17 protein-coding genes are annotated in these 16,786 nt (G+C 55.7%); 7 read left to right on the top strand and 10 right to left on the bottom strand.

All coding sequences use genetic code 11. The features are described from left to right. Positions 1-51: 51 nt before the first annotated feature. On the bottom strand, positions 52-1,005 hold the full coding sequence (locus tag KGB25_RS27300) for a LysR family transcriptional regulator (protein ID WP_008030806.1): 954 nt from the start codon (positions 1,003-1,005) through the stop codon (positions 52-54). Positions 1,006-1,220: 215 nt separating this feature from the next. Here KGB25_RS27300 and KGB25_RS27295 point away from each other — a divergent pair, with 215 nt between their 5' ends. Both KGB25_RS27295 and KGB25_RS27290 read left to right on the top strand, forming a co-directional pair. Continuing rightward, complete coding sequence (locus tag KGB25_RS27295) at positions 1,221-1,961, top strand: AzlC family ABC transporter permease (RefSeq protein WP_223437478.1); 741 nt, start codon at positions 1,221-1,223, stop codon at positions 1,959-1,961. Then, positions 1,958-2,284 carry an AzlD domain-containing protein gene (locus KGB25_RS27290; protein ID WP_008030811.1) on the top strand — a complete coding sequence of 109 codons (327 nt, stop codon included), beginning with the start codon at positions 1,958-1,960 and terminating at the stop codon, positions 2,282-2,284. The genes KGB25_RS27295 and KGB25_RS27290 overlap by 4 nt, the downstream gene beginning before the upstream one ends. Positions 2,285-2,315: 31 nt before the next feature. Here the strand turns inward: KGB25_RS27290 and KGB25_RS27285 are convergent, their stop codons facing one another. Beyond that, a complete protein-coding gene (locus tag KGB25_RS27285; protein ID WP_223437513.1) occupies positions 2,316-3,302 on the bottom strand; it encodes a PDZ domain-containing protein in 987 nt (328 codons plus the stop codon). A 254-nt stretch (positions 3,303-3,556) separates the two neighbouring features. Here KGB25_RS27285 and KGB25_RS27280 point away from each other — a divergent pair, with 254 nt between their 5' ends. Beyond that, positions 3,557-3,769: a DUF1059 domain-containing protein gene (locus KGB25_RS27280; protein WP_008030813.1), complete on the top strand. Its 213-nt coding sequence runs from the start codon at positions 3,557-3,559 to the stop codon at positions 3,767-3,769. Positions 3,770-3,893: 124 nt separating this feature from the next. On the opposite strand, the gene KGB25_RS27275 is transcribed toward KGB25_RS27280, so the two are convergent. From KGB25_RS27275 to KGB25_RS27265, 3 genes are all read right to left on the bottom strand, one after another. Further along, positions 3,894-4,781: a DUF2950 domain-containing protein gene (locus tag KGB25_RS27275; RefSeq protein ID WP_223437476.1), complete on the bottom strand. Its 888-nt coding sequence runs from the start codon at positions 4,779-4,781 to the stop codon at positions 3,894-3,896. Positions 4,782-4,807: 26 nt separating this feature from the next. Continuing rightward, positions 4,808-6,313 (bottom strand): DUF3300 domain-containing protein, encoded by a 1,506-nt coding sequence (locus KGB25_RS27270; RefSeq protein ID WP_223437474.1) that lies wholly within the window; start codon positions 6,311-6,313, stop codon positions 4,808-4,810. 236 nt (positions 6,314-6,549) lie between these two features. Then, entirely contained in the window at positions 6,550-7,029 is a 480-nt protein-coding gene (locus KGB25_RS27265) for a phage infection protein (protein ID WP_223437472.1), read from the bottom strand. A 341-nt stretch (positions 7,030-7,370) separates the two neighbouring features. Here KGB25_RS27265 and KGB25_RS27260 point away from each other — a divergent pair, with 341 nt between their 5' ends. After that, positions 7,371-7,865, top strand: a complete 495-nt coding sequence (locus KGB25_RS27260) for a cupin domain-containing protein (RefSeq protein WP_223437470.1) — start codon at positions 7,371-7,373, stop codon at positions 7,863-7,865. Positions 7,866-8,434: 569 nt separating this feature from the next. On the opposite strand, the gene KGB25_RS27255 is transcribed toward KGB25_RS27260, so the two are convergent. Next, positions 8,435-9,385 (bottom strand): multiprotein-bridging factor 1 family protein, encoded by a 951-nt coding sequence (locus KGB25_RS27255; protein ID WP_207286551.1) that lies wholly within the window; start codon positions 9,383-9,385, stop codon positions 8,435-8,437. 183 nt (positions 9,386-9,568) lie between these two features. Next, positions 9,569-10,762 (bottom strand): Fic family protein, encoded by a 1,194-nt coding sequence (locus KGB25_RS27250; protein ID WP_223437468.1) that lies wholly within the window; start codon positions 10,760-10,762, stop codon positions 9,569-9,571. Positions 10,763-11,677: 915 nt separating this feature from the next. On the opposite strand from KGB25_RS27250, the gene KGB25_RS27245 reads away from it, so the two are divergent. After that, the gene (locus tag KGB25_RS27245; protein WP_008039575.1) at positions 11,678-11,953 is read left to right on the top strand and encodes a hypothetical protein; all 276 of its coding nucleotides are present in this window, start codon (positions 11,678-11,680) and stop codon (positions 11,951-11,953) included. A 71-nt stretch (positions 11,954-12,024) separates the two neighbouring features. On the opposite strand, the gene KGB25_RS27240 is transcribed toward KGB25_RS27245, so the two are convergent. After that, positions 12,025-12,297 carry a hypothetical protein gene (locus KGB25_RS27240; RefSeq protein ID WP_008039577.1) on the bottom strand — a complete coding sequence of 91 codons (273 nt, stop codon included), beginning with the start codon at positions 12,295-12,297 and terminating at the stop codon, positions 12,025-12,027. Positions 12,298-12,721: 424 nt separating this feature from the next. Between KGB25_RS27240 and KGB25_RS27235 the strand changes: the two genes are divergently transcribed. Continuing rightward, positions 12,722-13,291, top strand: coding sequence for a DJ-1/PfpI family protein (locus KGB25_RS27235; protein ID WP_207286548.1), 570 nt, complete (start codon positions 12,722-12,724; stop codon positions 13,289-13,291). 135 nt (positions 13,292-13,426) lie between these two features. On the opposite strand, the gene KGB25_RS27230 is transcribed toward KGB25_RS27235, so the two are convergent. Continuing rightward, complete coding sequence (locus tag KGB25_RS27230) at positions 13,427-14,437, bottom strand: zinc-dependent alcohol dehydrogenase family protein (RefSeq protein ID WP_223437466.1); 1,011 nt, start codon at positions 14,435-14,437, stop codon at positions 13,427-13,429. Continuing rightward, positions 14,434-15,543, bottom strand: coding sequence for an alkene reductase (locus KGB25_RS27225; protein ID WP_223437464.1), 1,110 nt, complete (start codon positions 15,541-15,543; stop codon positions 14,434-14,436). The genes KGB25_RS27230 and KGB25_RS27225 overlap by 4 nt, the downstream gene beginning before the upstream one ends. A 104-nt stretch (positions 15,544-15,647) precedes the next feature. Between KGB25_RS27225 and KGB25_RS27220 the strand changes: the two genes are divergently transcribed. Further along, the gene (locus KGB25_RS27220) at positions 15,648-16,550 is read left to right on the top strand and encodes a LysR family transcriptional regulator (protein ID WP_008040593.1); all 903 of its coding nucleotides are present in this window, start codon (positions 15,648-15,650) and stop codon (positions 16,548-16,550) included. The last annotated feature ends 236 nt before the right edge of the window (positions 16,551-16,786 follow it).

Below are 16,786 nucleotides of genomic sequence, written 5' to 3'. Positions count from 1 at the left end.
CGTCGGGTGTTTTTCAGGAGCTGCTTTTCAGCTGCCATCTTCGCAAATCACTCACTTGAACTGAGCAACCAGCCAGTCCTTCAAACGCCCGCACGCAGGATCATCCGCCTTCTTCTCATTAATCATCAAATACTGAACCGCCTCCCTGAGCGTCAGCTCTTCCGTCACAGGCCGAACCAGGCGCCCCTGCTGTACCAGATGCCTCACCAGATGATCCCAGCCCAAGGCGACACCTTGATTGTCCAGCGCCATTTGCACCAGAAGGCTGTAGTCGTTGCTGCTGAAATAGTGCGGATTTTCCGAGGCCGGGATCTTCAGGTCATGGGACTGGAAAGCGAACCACACATTCCAGTCGACCTGTTCCGTCAACTGGGAACGGCCATAAGGGTTGAGGTCCAACAGGACGCTGTTGCGCATGCCCTCCAAAGTGCTCAGTTCTGGATGCGCTTCCAGATAACCAGGCGTGCACACGGGGTAGACGACTTCATGAAACAAGGGGATTCGTAGATAGCCGGGGCGCAGGTCACTGGTCTGGGTGATGAAAATGTCCGGAATGATTCCGGGCTCCATCACCAGAAAATGCTGGGTGGTGATGACATTCAGGTCGACATCGGGATTGGCGCTGAAGAAGTCTTTGAGCCTGTGGGATAACCAAAGCGCCGATAGGGCGGGCGAGCAGCAAAGTGTCAGGGTGCGCTTGTCGCTTTTTTCCCGACGGATTCTTTCGGTTGCTTGAAAGATGTTGAGCAAGGACAGCTGCGCAGCATCGAAGAGTGCCGTGCCCGAGGCTGTCAGCCTGACTTCCCTCCCGGTGCGCGTGAACAACTCGGTGCCCAAATAGAGTTCCAGCTCGCGAATCTGACGGCTGATCGCCGCCTGGGTGACACACAATGCCTCGGCGGCCCGGGTGAAGTTCCGATATTTGGCAGCGGCCACGAAGGATCTCATGGCCTTGAAGGACGGCATTGAGAGCAGGGCCTGATCAGGCTGTGAGCTTTTAGCCATAACAAAAACTACCTGTTTTCTCGAAAAAAAAGTCGGTTCTGCCCATCGGGCTCCGGGTCCACACTCTACCGCACGATGGGCTGCGGACCATGGGCCAGGCAAAGATCTGCCCAAGTGGCGTGCAATAGCCCCAGCTTACCCTGTATCGCGCAGCGGAATGGCCGGCGTCACGGTCCATCGAACCGCCAGCGCGAACACCAGACCAAGGAGTCGAAATGCCGTACCGAACAGCAACGGAAGCGTTCATGCAAGGTGTCCGGGCGCTCATTCCATTGAGTCCCGGTGTCGTTCCTTTCGGCCTGCTGACGGGGGTCATGGCGATCAACATGGGCATGTCGCCCGGCACGACCATGGGCATGACGCTGCTGTTCTACTCGGGTTCCGCGCAGATGGTTGCACTGCAACTGCTGCATACGGGGGTTGTGCCGCTGGCGATTGTCGTCACTGCGCTGGTCATCAACTTGCGCTTTATCATGTACAGCGCGTCACTGGCGCCTTACATGCACCACTTGCCCAAGCGCTGGACGTGGCCTTTGTCCTACATGCTTTCTGACCAGTCCTACGCGCTGTGCAGTCTCAAACTGTCTTCAGGCGAGCTGGGGGCATTCGCACATCACTACTATGCAGGCACCGCCGTGGCCATGTGGCTGTCCTGGCAATTGTCGGTACTGGCGGGCGTCTACCTCGGCGCAAGCATCCCCGAAACCTGGTCGTTGAGCTTTGCCATACCACTTTCCTTTCTGGCGCTTCTGGTGCCCGGCATACGTAACGCGGCGAGCCTGGGTGCCGCGGTGGTCGGAGGGATGCTCGCGGTGTTGGCGATCAACATGCCCTACAACCTTGGGTTGGTCACCGCTTCCATCGGCGGGGTCATGGCGGGACTGTTGATCGAGACGGCTCGCAAGCGCCCATTGAGCGAGGCACGAATCCATGACGTCGAGAGGGAGGCACCATGAATGATTTAGCCTTGTGGGGGATGTTCCTGGCGGTCGGCCTGGGAACCTTCGCCATGCGCCTTTCCTTTGTCGAACTGTATGGCCGGCTGCGCATCCCGGCATTGCTGAGTCGAGCCTTGCTTTACGTACCGGCGAGTGTGCTGGCGGCCCTTGTGCTGCCCGCGGTGGTGTACCCCAACGGGCAGAGTGAGTTCGTGTTGAACAACCCGCAGATACCCGCCGCCATTATCGCGGCCTGGGTCGCCTGGCAGACTCGCAATACAGTCCTGACACTGGCGGTCGGGATGGGAGGGGTGTGGTTATTCAAGTTTATCGGGCTGTAGCGCTCCTGGACGAAACGCAACACCCTGAGGTTCAGTCAGTTTTCAGGACCATTTTCACGTCGCGTTTCGCCTGGTTGCGCCAGACGCTTACGGTCGCTTTGTAGCCGACGCGCATGCGCGATGAGATGTCAGCGACGTCTTGGGCACTGGCGACTTCCTGGCCGCCGATTTCGACAATGACATCCAATGGCTTGATGCCGGCTTTGTCCGCTGCACTGCCTTTGACCGTGTCGATCACCCAGGCACCCTGTGCCGACGGCAAGCCCGCAGCCTTGGCATAAGAAGAATTCACCTCGCCGAGGTTCATGCCTTGCAGGTTGGAGGAGGGCGCAGTGTTTTGCGCCGCCGATGTGCTCACCGGTAACATCGAAACGGGCGTACCTCCGGGCCCGACCACCACGGGCAGAGTCTGAAACGCCTGGTAACGCCAGACCTTGAGGTTGACCGTGGAGCCTATGGGCGCCTTGGCCAACTGCAAACGGAACTCTACGGAGTCGGCGACAGGCTGCTCATTGACCGCCACGATTAAATCATTAGTCAGTATTCCGCCCTGCTGCGCCGGGCTGCCGGCGCCAACGTTGTAGACCACTACGCCGTTGGTCGGCATGGAATACAACGACGCTTTCTGTGCGTCGACGGTTTCCATGGCGATACCGATTTTGCCCCCCGGGAAATTGGCCGTTTTGCAGCCTTTCTCCTGCCAGGCCGGGCTGGCCGCGACTTTACGGGCCTCCGCAAGCTGTTTGACCAGCGCATTGGAGCTGGTCATATAGCCCGCCGCTTCGATAAGGGACATCTCAATGTACTCGCAGCTACGCGAGCGATAGCGGTCGGGCGTCTCGCGGTCGATGAGGCGCTGCATGTTAGCGTTTTGATCTGCCGCTAATGGAGCCTGCGCCGTACCGGCAGGCACGTCGTCGTATCCTCCCGATGCCTGCACGGCAGCACCGTACATATAGTAAAACGGGTCCAGTTGATCAACGATGCAACCGCTCAGTGATGACATCATCGCCGTCACGCCCAAGATTCGTCCCACGTTCTTAAGGCGTGTGTCCATTGTCTTTTCCCCAGAGATTCTTACGGCAAGTGCCAGAAATTCAGCGTTGTCGCGGCAAAGTAAACCAAGCTGATAGCACAGCGCTACCGTGTTTTTTTGACGCCAGGGCTGCGGACGCTCGACATCGGGTCGCGCCTTTTGGCGGGCCTATACTTCAAACGTCAGCACACTCGATGCGACCTACGTCGAGTGATCGTTCACGAGAGGAGAAGATCATGGCGCGTAAATACATCGACTGCCGCGAGTTTCCAAGCGATACCAAATGCTCGGTCGCGCTCTGCGCAGACTCTGAAAACGAACTGCTCGAGGCTGCCGCACAGCATGCGGTCAGTGTTCACAAACACACCGACTCACCGGAACTGCGTGCTCAACTGAAAACGATGTTTCACGACGGCACCCCTCCCGTTGAAGCACCGCGCTCGGTTTAGCAAAAAAGGGACAGGCTACGATTAGATGAGAATTGTCGTCTGTCCCGTTTTTCTATGGGCGCCCTTAAAGGTCCCGGGGATTAAAAGGTACTACCCGGTAACGGGCCGGCGGGGCGGATAAATACTACTGCTTCTGATCTTCCACCTCCTTCCAACTGTCGTCTGGATCAAACCGTTTCATCGACTGCGCCAGTTTGTAACCGTCAGGTCCCAAGTCCTTCTCGAACACTTGGCCTTCATGACTGATCATGAAACTCATCACCCCGGTGTCTTTATATTTCGTCGGCCAGGCGATCAGTGCAAAACCGCGACTCATCTTGTCACCGATAAGGTAACTGTAGGCGCCACCTGGTGCCGAAGGGCCCTGGCCTTCAAGGATGCGAAAGTGATAACCGTGCCAGTCTTCGTCGGCAATGCGTTGGCCGAACAAGGGGCCCAGAGGGCTGATCTGACCGCTGTCGTCGTCCTGCCAATAGAGCCCGTCGTGCTTGCCGGCGGTGCTGAAAAACTTCTGCGCATACTCAAGGGCGCCGTCACCGTCACGGTCCTCTGACGCATAGTCCATCTGGGCGTCGTGGTACGTCAGCGCCGATTGCAACGCGGCCAGTTCGTTGCGGCCAATACGACGGACACGGATTTCTGCGCTGCCGGCCTTAATGTCAAAGCGCCAACCTTTCTCCACTTTTGTCATGGGGATCGGCAATGTCCAGTGGTCATTGCCCACCGACAGGATCGCCTTGCGGTCGCTGGCTTTTTCAATGGCATGTTGCTCGTGGTATTGCTTGATGAACGCATCCACATCACTGCGTTCCACTCCTTCACGCGGGATGAAACTGCGCCATTCAGCGCCCAGCAACTCTGTCAGGCGTGCCTGATCGGCGTGTTCCGTACCCAATGCGTCGACGAACGCTTGAGCGGCTTTTTCTGGCGTGGGAAATACCTGCTGTGCCGTGACAACGCACGACCATGCCAAGCCGGCAGCGATCACCAAAGCCTGAGCGGGCAGGCCCATGAGCGTATTCATTCGAGGATAGTGTTTCAACGACGGCCCCCCCCCCTTTGACGCGCAGGCGGACTGGATGGCCGACTGACCTGATGGCCAGCTGATCGCGCCGCACTGGGACGTTGCGCGGATGCCTGGCTGGCTCGTCCACGATTGACCTGCGCGCTGGTTTGGGACGGTGCGCGGGCGCCGGCGAATGCGTTGTTGCGGGCGCCGCCCTGACTGGCGGCGGGTCGTTGTGGTGCCCGTTGTGGCGCCGTTTGGCGCGTCTGGGCACGCTGATTGGCGTCGGCGCTCTGTCTTCTGGGCTGCTGACTCTCGCGAGTGTTTCGGGCTGTGCCTTGGCCCCTGTCAGCTGCCTTCGGTCTGTCTGCGCCTTGGCCCCTGTCAGCCGCCTTCGGTCTATCTGTACCGGCTTGTTTGCGATTGAGGCCCGCAGTCTGGGCGGCACTCGCTCGATCACGGGCTTCGCGGTTACTGGTCGCAGGTCGCTCGATACCGTGCCTGTCCATGGAGCTTCGGGCTTTTTCACGGGCCTGGGCGCGCTGGGCATTGTCCCCGCGATAGGCATCACGCTGGTTGGCACCATCCAGTTGGCGGCCGTACTGTTGGCGGCTCCTGTTGTCGCGATAGGGCACGCCATCGCGGTGAATGGAGTTGTGCTGCCAATTGTTATTGGTGATCTGGTTATTACGGTTGATGTTGTTGTAGCGGTCGATGTCGATGTCGACATCGTTATTGCCCCAGTCACATTCACCCCACAAGGACGCGACGATCGCGACGCCGGTCCCAAATGCCAGCCCGGCCATCAATGCCGAACCGGGGTAATAGGCGGGCGGCGGAGGGTAGTAAACAGGCGGTGAAGCCGGGTAGGCCCAAGTGCCGTAGGTTGTTGTCGGGTTGTAGGTAGGGACGTACACCACCTGCGGATCGGAGGGCTCAATGATAATGGTGGTGTTGTTGGCAGGGAGCTGAGCCGGCGCTGGCGCTGAGGGGGCTGGTGCGGGCGCGGGTGGCGCCGCGGCCTGAACCGTCACATTCTGATACTGGTTGCTCTGCAGGTTGCCGGCTGCTTGCGCCTGATGACGCAAGCGTTGCACACCCTCCATGACATCGTCGGGCTGCGCCAGGAATGCATCACCCAGGCGCTGTACCCAAACGGGATCCTGTCCCAGCGTTGCAAGGACCTGCGGAAAGGCCACCAACGCCTGCACGCTCGGATCCCACGGCTGGCTAGCCACTTGTTTGACCGCATCATCACCCTTGGCATCGGGGTGCGCCTTGGACCAGGTCACCGCCTCGGTGACTTCCCCAGGATAAGTTGTGGCCATCAGCACCTGAGCCAGCAACGGGTCCGGGTAAAGCGCAATGGGCGCCAACATTTGATCCAACTGCTCTTCGGTAAACACCGCGTCTTTGACCGCCGCCGCGACGGGCGCCGGCTCGGCAGCGCTTGCAGCCGCCTCCACTGGCTGCGCGTGAAGGGCAGGGCTGCTCAGAAACAGTACGGCTGACATCGCGAAAAACAACGGAATGCTCATCGCGCGGCCTCCATGTGGCCAGGCAGGTTTGAAACGACTGGATCAATGTCGGAAAGGTGAAAGCAGGTAGCCTCAATGCCTCAGGCTAAGGGTAGTAGCTAAGATATTTTTCGCCATGAGTTTTGTGTGGTGGTTTTTGGGTTGCAGACCTGTGTGACTGACTGTGTTTTGCGCCCGCACGAAAAAGCCCGGCTGATCAGGCCGGGCTTTTTGGGTATTGCGGTGACGCGATTTGTTTATACAGCGCGGCTTTCGATCAGGCGGTCGGAGCCACCTTCAGCAACGCGGTTTTCGATCAGGCGGTCGGAGCCGCCTTCAGCAACGCGGTTTTCGATCAGACGGTCGGAGCCGCCTTCAGCAACGCGGTTTTCGATCAGACGATCCGAGCCACCTTCAGCAACGCGGTTTTCGATCAGGCGATCCGAGCCACCTTCGGCAACGCGGTTTTCGATCAGGCGGTCGGAGCCACCTTCAGCAACACGGTTTTCGATCAAACGATCCGAGCCACCTTCGGCCACACGATTCTCGATCAAACGATCCGAACCACCTTCGGCCACACGATTCTCGATCAAACGATCCGAACCACCTTCAGCCACACGACTTTCAATCAGACGATCCGAGCCGCCTTCAGCGACAACCGGGTGAGTCGAGGTAGCGGCGAAAGCGTTAACTGCAAATACCGAGAAAGCGATGCTGAGAATGGTTTGGCGTTTCATGATCGTGTGCTCCGGGGTGTTGTTGGTTGGTATGGAGCAGATGTTACGCCGCGGATTTTTTAAGAGAACTTCATTGACGTGATGGTGACCATTGACGGCATTGATAGGGCGAGCAGCCTACCTCTGGTGAGTGTGATGATCGGGTGCAGCCCCGGCAGCTGGAACGTGACAGCGCATTGATTACATTGCGTATCAACTGTAATGCGCGACAACACCATTCTCATTGCCACCAGTGACAAATACAGTAAGCCGCACACGACTCGCCTCGAATTGCCCACCGAACTTACTATTGGCGCAGGTGACGACATTAAATTTTTTACTGCGTAATCAAGGTGCCTTTCATGATTAAGTACATTATGAAAACTGCTTGTCTGGCTGCACTTATTGTCACCAGCGCCACAATGCCGTTCGTCCAGGCACAACCATTGCCGCTTGATAAGGTCGGTGCTTTACATAATGAAGACGTTGAGTGGCGCAGCTTTCCAGCATTCCCGAAAGAAGTGAAACTGGCTGTGCTGGCCGGCGACCCGAGTAAGCCAGCACCCTACGTTGTCAGAGTCAAAGTGCCGAATGGCACAAAATTAATGCCCCATACACACCCTGAGGATCGTATCTATACCGTCATGTCCGGTGTTTTCTATATTGGCTTCGGTACTGCTTTCGATCCGGCCAAGCTGGTGGCTTATGGCCCAGGCAGCGTAGTGATACTTCCGGCCAATACGCCACACTTTCACTGGGCTAAATCAGGAGAGTACATTTCACAAGTTTACGGAACGGGTCCGCTGGGCCTTGAGTATGTTGATAGCCAGAATGATCCTCGTAAGGCGTCGAAGTGAGAAAGGTCTGTAGGTATCGTATTTGCGCCTTCTCCTGCATCCAGCAAGCCTGTGCGATCAGTGCAAATGCTGCTCGATTCACTGTGCAACGGTGGTCGTTTTGATTTGCCGTTCGGCGTTGTAACTCTGCGCCTTATCCCACGCGACACCTTTGCCCTCGGGAAACACCGCCCGGTACTTCCCGCTGGGGCGTAGCTTTTTGGCAGGGTTGGTACCGTTGTGGACTTGGTTGCGGGGCAATGCGGAGGGTTTTCGGGTTGCGCGGGTGTGGTTGATGGTGAAACCGATCTAGCGAGGTTTGAACAGAAAAGCAGATTGGCGGAAGAGCTCGCGGTGGGTTCGTATTCGGAGAAATGGGGATAGAGATGGCTCACAGAAAAGAGGACGGATTGTTTATAAATGAATCTGTCCCCTTTTCGTGTCCAGTCTAGCGCGATGCACGCCCCCTGTACCCAGCCGCTTGCCACACATAAAGCTGCCAAGCCGGTGTTTTCCCCGTCTTGAGGGCTCTACGAACTCGTTGCACGACAAAGGAGTGCACGATATTAAGATAAAAACTGTGATAGGCGTTAATTGAGGTGGAGTTCTGATGTATCGAGTTCGAATTCATTCTCAATGCCGAGTTTTTTCATTATAACGGGCAGAGCTTGATGAATTAATCTCATTCCGATAAGAAGTTCGTTCATGTATATGTCCGGGTGCACCCGGGATGAGTTAAAGCCGAGGCTTTCCGCTTCTGCTTCATGCCCTAGCTCGCCAGCAGAGTTGTATGCCAGACCAAGAAGCTCTGCCCTTAAAGGTATGCCCGCACGAAATGCTTTTTCTTTTACGGTAGTTATCCATTCTTTGTACTCTTCCGTGATTCGATATTTAAATTGACTAAAATTTGGAGTCGGAAGTGGAATGTCCTCGGTTTTACTTGTAGCCAGTGATAAAAGGCAGCTTTCAATATCGTAAGCAGGGCTGTCAAATAAATCTAGCTCATCGTCATAGATTAGATCTGCTATATATGCGGCATAGAATCCATAAATATCATTTAAAGACTTGTAGATTTTATAAATCGTTGCTACGTACGGGTTTTCGCTGATTTTATCCCAGAGGTCTTCGTTGTCAGTGTCGTCGTAATCTAAATCCAGATCCTTAGGGAACTCTTTTGGAAGAGTAACCCCAATTTCTCTTAGTGCGGAAAAAGTTTCGAAGCACAATAACCCATTTTCATCCAGCAGTGGCGCAGTTGTATACCCTGTTTCGGCTTCTTGCAGCGCGTTTTCGGCGAGATAATGAATCAGAGTTTCCCATTTTACCGCATTTTCGATTGATCCGGACCACAAGACAAACGCGGGGTTTTTATCACCAATATTTAGGAGTGAACGAAATTTTTCTTCCATATCAAGAGACATGTGCTCATCTTTCTTCCACTTGCTGATCTGCGTTGGAGATACGCCGAAGCGTTTGGCTAACTCTTTCTGACTACAGGACAGCGCTTCGAGCGCCAATTGCACAAACATTTCGCTGTTCATTCTTGAGCATCCTCCGGCTTGGCAGCAATGGAATCCGATTACGAATAGCTGTACCTTAGCAGAATTTACTGAATGCAAAAAAAATTTACTAAATATTTTTTTGGGGATGGCGATCTGGTGGGGCGCGTGCCCAGTGGATCTATAGATGTGCGTTCACAACGCTGGCTTTGAAGGGCGTGTGGATTATTGAAACCGTCGATGCAAATCCGGAAAAATGTCCTGGGCAAACCAGGCAGGCAGACCGGGTGTGACAATTCGGGATTTGGGCGTTTGGCTTTCCACCAAGCCAACTTTAATCAGCCGCGACAGCTCATCGATTGCCGGGCGTGGGGTAAGGCCGGTGAAGGTCTTGAATTCGTTGCGCGGCAAGCTTCCTTGAGTGATTAGCGCGATCATCGCTGGCGCGCTTTCCGGGCGAATACCTTGTTGTAGAAGTTTCTCGTTGTTGTGAAACGCGCGTATGACACGCTCGCGAATTTGGGACGGGTCTACCGCTGCGGTCATGTAATCGACCTGATCGTGACAAACCTGCAGCATGAACTCGATGAATTCGAAATAACGCCGCTGAGACAACTGACCTCGTCCGTCCAGATCACCCTCTCTTGGGCGGTCGGCCATGGTCAGAGCGGCGTAGTAATTCTGGTGTTGCCTTGCCAGCCCACGAGACAGCGACCACAACGTTGGTCGCAGTCCCAGACTCACCAATTGAAGATGAGTGACCAACCGGGCAACGCGACCATTCCCGTCCGCGAAGGGATGAATCCAGGCAAGGCGATGGTGGTAGGCAAGCGCAGCAATCAGCTGGCGACGGGAATCCGTCTGCCGCCCGAATCCTGCCTGAAGGTGCTGCAACATTCCGTCTACAGCGCGAGCGTCCGGAGCATCATGATTGCCAACGACAACGTTCTGACCTGTGAGCGATCGCAGGATGCCGGGGTACATGACCGAGCCATCTGACAACGTGCGCTCCGCGTCACTGGCGCCGCGAAAAAGCCGTTTGTGTGTCGTGCTCACAAGCTCGGGCGCAAACATGTCACCCCAGTCGAACGGTGCACGTTGGCGCAACGCCCGTTCGAGCAACGCTTGCACCGCCATCTGTTCAACCGCGAGGTTTTTGAGCTGCTTGCGGTCTTTGACCGGCGCTGCTTGCGCTCTCTGCATCTCGGCAGGCTCGGTGTATTGCCCTTCGATCAGGTTCGAATAGTACGTATTGGTGATTTGCAGGAGACGGCCGAGGCGTGCAGCGGTTTCGGACGGCAAGCGGCCCGCTAGAAATTGTGTCTTTCTAGGCAACGCGTCCGCGAGCGCAATGATCGATGGAGGCAACGTGTCAGGGAGAATGGGGTCGAGCCAGGTTTTTGATGTGATCAGGGACATAGCGGTTTTTACCGTATCAAAGTCTTCACATTTTATTTCACATACTGACTTGATGAACAAGCGCTAATTTATTGGGCTGTAGAGGTTTTATTGGAGCTTTAGCGAAAATTATCTTCACATTTTATTTCACATATTTTTTTGTGGAAATCGCTTCGGCCGACTGGCTCACAAATGGATCCTTCGCCGTGTTGACGTGTAGTTCGCAACTGCCGAAAAACGGGTGCGCATTCGCAGCCATATCAGGCAGCTGCACAAGCTGTAGGAGCGAGCTTGCTCGCGATGGACCAAAGAACCCCGCGTTACTCCAGGAACCCCGCGGCTACGTTCAAGACCATCGCGAGCAAGCCCCGGCAACTGAGTCGGCCTGTGCGCGGGATGGGTAGTGCTAGTCATGGGGACTATGCTGTTGCTGGACCAGTTCACGGTTGAATAGACTGTCTTCTTTGGCGTCTAGCGAGAAGCGCAATGTCTACTTCGTGAATGTTTTTTGCCCCGAGGAATATCTGACCTGTCGTATGGCCGCCCTCAGGTACCACTATGAACCGCCGCCACGTTATCAGCTGATTAGAAAGATGGAGCTTCTGTGATCTCAGGATATCGCACCCGCATTTACCGTTTCATCGGTGCACTGTTATTACTACTCGTTGCTTTGGTGTTGGCTCTGGAACTATATGACGCTCTGACCACTTGGCAATTAGACGCATTGACAGGGCCTCGTCGAAACACGATTAACGAACACCTTGTATTCGACGAACAACCAGAGCGCTTTGTTTTGTATCTGCTGCAAAAAGTCATGTTTTTCATTTTAACCGTCGTAGTAGGGCTCGTTATGCTATGGGAGGCTCTGTCGGGGCGACGGGCGTACGAGCACCGGCAATAACGGCAGTTTGCTCACCGTTTGCGGTCCGAGCCTTTTTGATTGCAGCGGTGCTTTTAGTGCTTGCCGTTCTCTACATCGGGTACTACGAAGCGCTTGAAGATGGTGACATCGAGACCATCCTGTTTATCAAGAAACACCCGACTGTTCGGATGAAGTTCTACAACATCCACGCCAATGATGGGGAGATCAGAAGAGTAGAGCGCCTTACGGAGGAGGAGCGGAAGTGGATTATCGACTACTGCAGATACAGATTAGGAATCGACACGGCGTTAAGGACTCAGGACGACGTTGAAGTTTGCAGGAAGAAATAACCAGCGGTTGGGCAACACGGGTGGTCAGATCCAGAGACAAAAAAACGGGCGCTTGTAGCGCCCGTTTTCATTCACACCTTCGCCTGCGCCCGCAATCGTCTACCAATCACATCCATCAAGTCACAACCATCGCGCAACGGAATGGCCAGCAGTTTGGAGAAATCCGACAACACCACCGTGTCGCAACCAATCTCGGCGCGAAAGGCGATGTTTTCCAGCACCTGTGTAACTGCGCGAATTCGGTAATCAGCTGCAGCTTGCAATACGTCGAGTGGGGCTTCGGTGTCGATGAGCAGGGAGGCCGGGACCAGGTCGATTCCGGTGAGGGGCATGTATCTTTCCATGGGTGAAACTCCGATCAAGGCAAAGTTTGACTGCCCCTCAATCGTCGCCAAACGAATGGGTGACAGCTGTACGCAGGTTGGCGAACCGGGATCGGAAAACCGGCAGACCCGAAGGTCTCCCGCGCACAGCTGCCATAAAGACAGCTTTGCGGGCATGCAAAAGCGACTGCATTAAAGCACAGCGCTTTTGCATCCGACCGATCAGGTCGCCAAACCCGAATCGCCATATTGGGCGACGGGTCGGACTATAGGCTTCATCAGCACGGCGGGGAAGGTGACGCATTCCGAGGTTTGTGTAGGAATTTTAATAGCGTCCTAGGACCATTACGCGCCTTCCGTGGGCGACTGCTATCGACCCATAGCAGCCCTTGATGTATGTGTGTTGTCGCCATATGTTATTGGCATTCATGGAGGATTCTGACTGATGGCACGCGTGGGATTGATACTGACACCCGGTTTTGCGGACTGGGAATATGCTTTCATTGCTGGAACTGCGTCTCCGTTTTACGGGATCGACGTCAGGTTTTTCGCTTCTGCTACGGGGCAGTTCCTCTCGCAGGGTGGATTGGCTGTAACTGTCGATAGCAGCTTGCAACAATGTCTGGACTGGAAACCGGACGTTGTTGTCGTCATTGGAGGAATGGTCTGGGAGCGTGCAGAAGCACCGGATATTCGAGAGTTTCTTCATGCTAGTCGTTCAAGTGGAGCGACAATTGCCGGTATCTGTGGGGGAACGCTGGCACTTGCGAGGGCCGGGCTTCTCGACACGGTTCCTCATACATCGAACAGCGCTGACTTCTTACAGCAGAATGCCGTAGGTTATGAGGGGCGCACGCTTTATCGATGCAGTGCAGTGGCTGTGGTTGCAGACCGCATTATAACTGCTCCAGGCCCTGCACCCGTTAGCTTCACCTGCGCAGTGTTCGAAGCTGCCGGGCTATCTTCAGAGATCACTTCTCAATTCAGGTCAATGTTGGCAGCGGAACATCGGTGACTGCTTCGTCCTGCAAAACAGCCAATCTGTTGCGTCGACCGGTTGAATCCACAACCGAAAGCAGTCGTTCGTGAACGACAACAATCGGCCAGAAGCAGCCGCGTGAGCGACGGCGTCCGGCCGAGCATCTCCACGTCAGAAGGTGATTACGATCTTTCCAAACTCTGGCCCTTTGAGTTGCTGGGCGAAGGCATCCCTGGCATCGCTAAAGTCAAAGCGGTGTCCAATAATCGGGTGGATTCCTTTGCGCTCGATGAAGGTATTCATCTCCTCGAACAATTGCCGCGAACCGACACGCACGCCGCGTACTGTGACCGTACCGCCAAGAATTAGCATTGGGTCAATCTTCCCAACCGGATTGATCAGGCCAACCAAATGCACCGTACCGTCACGGCGCGTTGCGAGTATGGAGCGTTCCAGCGTATCAGGACCAACGGTCTCGATGACGTGATCAACACCTTTCCCACCGGTCAGCTCGCGTGCTTTTTTGTGCCAGTCCGGATCGCTTTGATAGTTGATCAGGTGATCCGCCCCGGCTGCAGCTGCTCGCGCCAGCTTGGCATCGCTGGAGGACGTGACAATAGTTCGGGCGCCCAGCGCACTGGCAAACTGCAGCGCGAACAGGGCTACGCCGCCGGTGCCCAGAATGAGCACTGTTTGCGAAGGGCGTACCTCTCGCACGGCATTCCAGGCTGTCACCGCAGCGCAAGGTAACGTGGCGCCCTCTTCGTAAGACAAATTCCGGGGTAATGCCACCAACCCTTCCTGGTTGAAGACACGGTATTGCGTCAGCGTGCCGTCAATCCCGTGACCAAGCGTCGTGCTCGAATTTGCGGCGTGATCGCCGAGGGGGCCATACAGCCAGTCCTGCACAAAGTTACCCGCCACGCTATCGCCCACTGCGAACCGATTTACATGCTCACCAACCGCTACGACTTCGCCAGCGCCGTCCGATAGCGGCACGGTTGGGCGAGGCAGCTGAATACCCTGTGCGCCAGCCAGGTAGAAATTGTCCTTGTAGTTAAGTGATGCGGCGCGCATCCGGACCAATACTTCGTATGAGCCGATGGCAGGCACGGTCTCGGTAAACAGTTGCAGCGATTCCAGGCTTGGCGCTGTCAGCCGATAAGTTTGGGACGTCTTCATGCTTCAACCTTCAATGCGTTTTGTTCAGCCAGAGTCGGGTAGTCGGTATAGCCTTGCGATCCGCTGGAATAAAACGTCGCGAAGTCGGCGGAATTCAAATGAGCGCCGGCCTGCAAACGATTTACCAGATCAGGATTGGCCAGGAATGGCCGGCCAAAGGCAAGAAACTCGGCCTCGCCTCTTTCCAGTGCGCCTGCCGCATTGGCCTGGTCAAAACCTCCTGCCAATACGAGCGGACCCTTGAAAGCGTCGCGCATGGCGTCACGTAGGCTGACCGGCAGCGGCGGCAGCCCCATCGATTCGAAGTTCACCAGGTGCAGGTACATGAGGCCGAAGCTGGAGAGTTGCCGACAGAGTTCGACATATTGCGCGTCCATTTCCGCATAGTTGAATGCACCATTCGCTCCACTGTGGGGCATGAAGCGGATGCCTACACGCGTCGCGCCGATTGCAGCCACCACTGCCTGAACGACTTCCAGAATGAAACGGTTACGCGCGGACGAACTTCCGCCGTATGCATCATTGCGTTGATTGATGGTTGCGTTGAAAAAGGAATCAAGCAGATAACCGCCGCCGGCATGCAGCTCCACACCGTCAAAACCGGCTTCAATGGCGAGGCTCGCTGCGCGCGCAAATTCGGCGACGGCCACCTGAATATCGGTGGCACTCATTGCGCGTGGCGTGGAGGTGGCCTGCATGCCATGTGCGTCAGTATGAATGTCACCCGGTGCGCGCTCTGCGCCAGGGCCAAGCACTTCTGCGCCGAGGGGCAAATTGGCAACATGCGCAACACGACCGGCGTGCATTAGCTGAAGTACGATCTTGCCACCCTTGGCATGCACTGCGGCGGTGACCTGCTTCCAGTCTTGTACGTGGGCACCATTGAACAAGGCTGGCATCCGCGCGTAACCCAGGCCGTTCGGTGAAGGCGAGGTGCCTTCAACGATGATCAGCCCTGCGGATGCGCGCTGGGAGTAATACTCGGCCATTAAAGCGTTGGGAGTGTTGGCTTCAGTTGCCCGGCTGCGTGTCATCGGCGCCATGATGATGCGATTCTTTAAATACAGTTCGCCGAGCTGCGCCGGGTGATGCAAAGAGAGGGTCATTACAGGCTTCCTGTGTAAAAGGTGCCCGCAATGTTAGGTCGGGAGTTATTATGGGAAAAGATGAAGCAATGACATGTACTCGTGCATTTTTGGGATGATTGATCTTGGACTTGAATGACATTGCCCTATTCGTTCACGTGGTACGTGCGGGCAGCTTTGCAGAGGCTGGGCGACGGTTGGGTATTCCGCCCAGCACTGGCAGCCGTCGTCTGCAAGCACTGGAACGCAGCGTCGGCGTACGCTTACTGCAGCGCTCAACGCGCCGTTTGGCATTGACAGATGCCGGCCAGGCCTTTTTTGCACAGTGTGCAGAGCAGATCGACGCACTGAACCAGTCTGCCCAGGATCTGGCAGATAGCAGCAAAAAGCCGAGCGGCCGGGTTCGCGTGGCAGCCGGCGTGGACTTCTTAAACTGGTTTCCCATGGAGTTGATTGCGGACTTCATGGCCAAGCATCCCGCCGTGCGAGTTGAGTTTGTGCTTAGCGATGCTCGCGCCGACTTACTGGCTGACGGCATTGATGTCGCCGTCAGGTCCGGCAAAATGGTGGAGCCAATGCTGGTGGCAAAGGAAATCGGTTGGATTGAGTGGCGTATGGTTGCCAGCCCTGACTACCTGTCCACACATGGAACACCGATCAGTCCGCAAGATCTGACCCAACATGAATGCATCACGCGGCCCGCGATCGGAAGCACTCCGGTCACATGGCGATTGCGTGGTCCAGACGGCATGATCGAAGTGCCCGTCAGCAGCCGCTTTCAGGTGAACACTCATCAGGCACAGCTAGGCGCTGCGCTGGCAAACCTGGGTATAGCGCTGGTGCCATCCCTGACCACACTCGCACCTCTAGAACAAGGAGTGCTGAAGGAAGTTTTGCCCGGCTATAGCCATGAGGCAGGTGTCTATTTTGTATTTCCGAGCAGGCGGCATATTCCCCGTGCAGTTAGAGCGTTCACGGAATTTGCCAGTACTGTCCTGTTTGAGCGGGGCATGGTTCTGCCTTCTTAGCATCAACGTTTGGAGAACTCTTAACGGTTCTTTATCGAGGAAGTAATCACTCAGCCAATGGGGCGCAGCGCTGGACGATTTACCCAGTCTGTAGCGTCGACCGGTTGAATCCACAGGCGAAAGCAGACATTAATCACGCTACCCAATCGTTCGAAAATGGGCACGCGTTACGGTCAGCCCCCTAGCGTAGAATTTCCTGGATGCCAGCCCCCACCCGAGACGGACCCTCAATGCAA

The sequence above is a fragment of the Pseudomonas sp. BF-RE-21 genome (genome assembly GCF_019947305.1).
GTDB lineage: Bacteria > Pseudomonadota > Gammaproteobacteria > Pseudomonadales > Pseudomonadaceae > Aquipseudomonas > Aquipseudomonas migulae.
This window is presented reverse-complemented; position numbering and strand designations above follow the sequence as displayed.

Coding starts and splice junctions, on each gene's coding strand:
- KGB25_RS27225 (WP_223437464.1), bottom strand. CDS start 15,543: ATGACCCTCTCTTTGCATCACCCGGCGCAGCTCGGCGAACTGTATTTA.
- KGB25_RS27300 (WP_008030806.1), bottom strand. CDS start 1,005: ATGGCTAAAAGCTCACAGCCTGATCAGGCCCTGCTCTCAATGCCGTCC.
- KGB25_RS27275 (WP_223437476.1), bottom strand. CDS start 4,781: ATGGGCCTGCCCGCTCAGGCTTTGGTGATCGCTGCCGGCTTGGCATGG.
- KGB25_RS27250 (WP_223437468.1), bottom strand. CDS start 10,762: ATGTCCCTGATCACATCAAAAACCTGGCTCGACCCCATTCTCCCTGAC.
- KGB25_RS27240 (WP_008039577.1), bottom strand. CDS start 12,297: ATGGAAAGATACATGCCCCTCACCGGAATCGACCTGGTCCCGGCCTCC.
- KGB25_RS27235 (WP_207286548.1), top strand. CDS start 12,722: ATGGCACGCGTGGGATTGATACTGACACCCGGTTTTGCGGACTGGGAA.
- KGB25_RS27290 (WP_008030811.1), top strand. CDS start 1,958: ATGAATGATTTAGCCTTGTGGGGGATGTTCCTGGCGGTCGGCCTGGGA.
- KGB25_RS27280 (WP_008030813.1), top strand. CDS start 3,557: ATGGCGCGTAAATACATCGACTGCCGCGAGTTTCCAAGCGATACCAAA.
- KGB25_RS27295 (WP_223437478.1), top strand. CDS start 1,221: ATGCCGTACCGAACAGCAACGGAAGCGTTCATGCAAGGTGTCCGGGCG.
- KGB25_RS27260 (WP_223437470.1), top strand. CDS start 7,371: ATGATTAAGTACATTATGAAAACTGCTTGTCTGGCTGCACTTATTGTC.
- KGB25_RS27270 (WP_223437474.1), bottom strand. CDS start 6,313: ATGAGCATTCCGTTGTTTTTCGCGATGTCAGCCGTACTGTTTCTGAGC.
- KGB25_RS27265 (WP_223437472.1), bottom strand. CDS start 7,029: ATGAAACGCCAAACCATTCTCAGCATCGCTTTCTCGGTATTTGCAGTT.
- KGB25_RS27230 (WP_223437466.1), bottom strand. CDS start 14,437: ATGAAGACGTCCCAAACTTATCGGCTGACAGCGCCAAGCCTGGAATCG.
- KGB25_RS27255 (WP_207286551.1), bottom strand. CDS start 9,385: ATGAACAGCGAAATGTTTGTGCAATTGGCGCTCGAAGCGCTGTCCTGT.